We start from the raw sequence: 3517 nt of genomic DNA, 5'->3' as shown, positions 1-3517 counted from the left end.
CGGCGTTCTACCCGGCGGCAGCTCATCTATGATCGAGGTATCCAGGTCGGCGTAGATGGTCATCGCCAGCGTCCGGGGAATGGGGGTGGCGGTCATAATCAACTGATGCGGATGGAAGTCCTGCGCTACACCTTTCTCCCAAAGCGCCTGCCGCTGATGAACGCCGAAACGATGTTGCTCATCGATAATAACCAGCGCCAGCCCGGCAAAGCGCACCTGCTCCTGGAATATAGCGTGAGTGCCCACGACCATCGACACCCTGCCATCGCTAATAGCCTCCTGCTGTGTCTGACGCTCTTTCCCTTTCTGCTTGCTCGTCAGCCTGCCGACCTCGATTCCAAGCGGCATGAACCAGTCACGGAAATTTTGCACGTGCTGTTCGGCCAGCAGCTCGGTAGGCGCCATCATCGCTACCTGGCGGCCATTGCTAATGGTACACAGAGCCGCTAGCGCTGCCACCAGCGTTTTGCCGGATCCAACATCCCCCTGTACCAACCGCATCATCGGGACATCTCGCGCTAGATCCTGTGTAATTTCTGCTAGTACGCGCCGTTGGGCGCCTGTGGGGGAGAATGGCAGCCCAGCGAGAAAGCGCTGGGACAGAAGGTTATCGGCGCACACCGGAAACGCTCGGTCTTTTCGTACCCAGACTCTGACCGCCAGCATGCTAAGGTTGTGGGCCAAAAGTTCTTCGATAATCAGCCGGCGCTGCGCCGGGTGACGGCCCAGCGATAAATCGTCAAGGGATATTTCCGGTGGCGGGTGGTGGAGCATCTGTAATGCATCAGCCACGCTCATTAACCCGCTGCTTAGCTCCGGCGGCAGCAGCTCTGGTACCGGAGTGATGTCGAGCAGTTTCAGGGCCTGATCGATCGCGCGGCGCAGCGTAGTCTGTCGAACACCTTCGGTAGTAGGATATACTGGCGTTAACGCAGCGGCAAGCGTGACCTGGCTTCGCTCTCTGATGACATGATATTCTGGATGAATCATCTCTCCGCCGAGTTGGCCGCGGCGGATTTCGCCATAGGCAGCCACCCTCTGGCCGGGAGAGAGACTATTTTTCATCGCCGCGTTGAAATGAAAAAACCGCATTGTCAAGACGCCGCTGTCGTCTTTCAGGCGACAGGTGAGCATGCGTTTGCGGCCAAAACTGATATCGCTATTCAGGATTTCGCCCTGCACGATTACCGTCATCCCCGGCAGCGCCTCACCGATAGGATAAAGTTTAGTGCGGTCCTCATAGCGGGCTGGCAGATGCAGTAGCAGATCCTGCAGACTCTCCAGCCCGAGTCGGGCAAACTTTCTGACTAGACCTGGGCCGACCCCTGATAGCATATTCAGGGGAATGGCATTTAACAGGCGGCCTTCGATCATACCAGCTCTCCGTAGCTTGTCATCAGGACCACCTTTCTAAGGGAGAGGTCTTCTCGCCGCTGGGGCTGCTGTCCTACTGGGGGAGCGTTTGCGCGCGACGACCCCACTCCATAAGAATACAGGTCTGACAGCAATAATCAAGGGGGTGGAAATTCGCCTCGCAGCATAAGAGAAGCGGCGTCAGAACCGGCCGTCGGGCTGTTGGGCCGACGGCATGTCCCCTCGCCGGGCAAAAAGTTCTTGCATCATGGCTTAATTGCGGTTGCGGTTCACCCGGATGACATCCGGCATGATGCGGATTTTACGCATGATATTCGCCAGATGGATGCGATCGCGGGTCGTCAGGCGAATAAATGCGCTATATACCCGGCCGTCTTTCTCTTCGGTGTTGAGGCTCTGGATATTGGAATTGGCGGCGTTAATCGACGCGGTTAAATTGGCTAACGCGCCATGATGGTTGAACATGTCTACCTTGATTTCGGCTATAAATTCCTGTTCGCTCACTATCCCCCACTTCAATGGCATAAATTTCTCCGGCTCTTTCTGATAGCTCCGGATATTGCGGCAAGACGCGTGGTGCACCACCAACCCTTTGCCTAGGCTGACGTGGGCGATAATAGGATCGCCCGGAATAGGCCGGCAGCATTTGGCGAAGGTGATGAGCACGCCGTCGGCGCCTTTAATTGGAAGCGTACGCTGGCCGACGGGGGGGGGCGTCAGGTTAGACTGATTCCCCTGCAGATTTTTGGCTATGACCACACTCATGGCGTTACCGAGACCGATTTCCGCTAGCAGATCTTCAAGCGTTGTCAGTTTCATCCTGTCCAGTTCGCGCTGAATATTTTCCGGCGGCATTTCAACAAGTTTGCGGCTGCCACCCAATGCGTGGTTAAGCAGGCGACGACCGAGGCTAACGGAGTCATCACGCTTTAGGTTTTTCAGCATTTGGCGAATTTTGGCCCGCGCCTTGGAACTTACAACGAAATTCAGCCAAGCGGCGTTGGGTCGCGCGCCGGGAGCGGTAATGATTTCCACGGTCTGGCCGCTGGTGAGCGATTGCGACAGCGGATAGGGCTGCCTGTCCACCCGCGCGCCCACGCAGGCGTGGCCAATATCGGTATGCACAGCATAGGCGAAATCCACCGGCGTAGCGCCCGCCGGCAATTCGACGATGCGCCCTTCCGGGGTAAACACATAGATTTCGTCGGGAAAAAGGTCGGATTTAACGCTTTCAATGAATTCAAAGGAGCTGCCAGAGCTTTGCTGTAGCTCAAGGAGGCTTTGCATCCAGCGCTGCGCGCGGATTTGCGCCGTAGTACCCGTTTCGCCCTGCTCTTTATACGCCCAATGCGCCGCAACTCCCATCTCCGCCATCTGATCCATGTCCTCTGTGCGAATCTGCACCTCCACCGGCACGCCGTGGGGACCTATCATCGAGGTATGCAGCGATTGGTAGCCGTTGGCTTTGGGGATGGCTATATAATCTTTCACCCGCCCGGGGCGCGGTTTATACAGGCTATGCATCTGCCCCAGCACCAGGTAACAGGTATCTACGTCGCTGACGATCACCCGAAAAGCGTAGATATCCATGATGGAATGAAAACGTTGCTCTTTCAGGTGCATCTTGCAATAGATAGAGTAGAGATGTTTTTCCCGTCCGCTGACGCGACAAGGAATGCCTGCTTCGGTTAAGCGACCCTCTATCTCGGCGAGGATTTTCCGGATCATCTCCTTGCGGTTACCGCACGCTGCTTTAACTACTTCCTTGATAACCCGGTAGCGGTTGGGATACAGCGCCTCTAACCCCAGCTCTTCAAGCTCGGTTTTCAGGTGATGGATACCCAGCCGGTGGGCCAGCGGGCTATAAATTTCCAGCGTTTCGCGCGCGATGCGACGCCGTTTTTCCGGCCGCAAGGCGCCGAGGGTGCGCATATTATGGGTGCGGTCGGCAAGCTTTATCAGTACTACTCGGATATCTTGCACCATCGCCATGATCATTTTACGGAAGTTTTCCGCCTGAGCTTCTTTCTTATCGCGGAATTTCAACTTATCCAACTTCGATACACCCTCCACCAGCTCGGCGACGCTTTTGCCGAACAGTTGTTCCATGTCCTGGTAGGTGGCTGTGGTATCTTCGATAACG

The 3517-nt window shown here is 56.0% G+C and carries 2 protein-coding genes; both read right to left on the bottom strand.

Annotation, left to right across the window (positions count from 1 at the left end):
- A partial coding sequence (locus BG74_RS06805) for an ATP-dependent DNA helicase RecG (protein ID WP_244267400.1) occupies window positions 1-1371 on the bottom strand: 1371 nt, incomplete at its 3' end.
- A 255-nt stretch (window positions 1372-1626) separates the two neighbouring features.
- A partial coding sequence (gene spoT / locus BG74_RS06800; protein ID WP_244267399.1) for a bifunctional GTP diphosphokinase/guanosine-3',5'-bis pyrophosphate 3'-pyrophosphohydrolase occupies window positions 1627-3517 on the bottom strand: 1891 nt, incomplete at its 5' end.

It is taken from the genome of Sodalis-like endosymbiont of Proechinophthirus fluctus, assembly GCF_001602625.1.
GTDB lineage: Bacteria > Pseudomonadota > Gammaproteobacteria > Enterobacterales > Enterobacteriaceae.
Note: the sequence above shows the minus strand (reverse complement) of the source record. Positions and strands in the feature narration are given on the sequence as shown.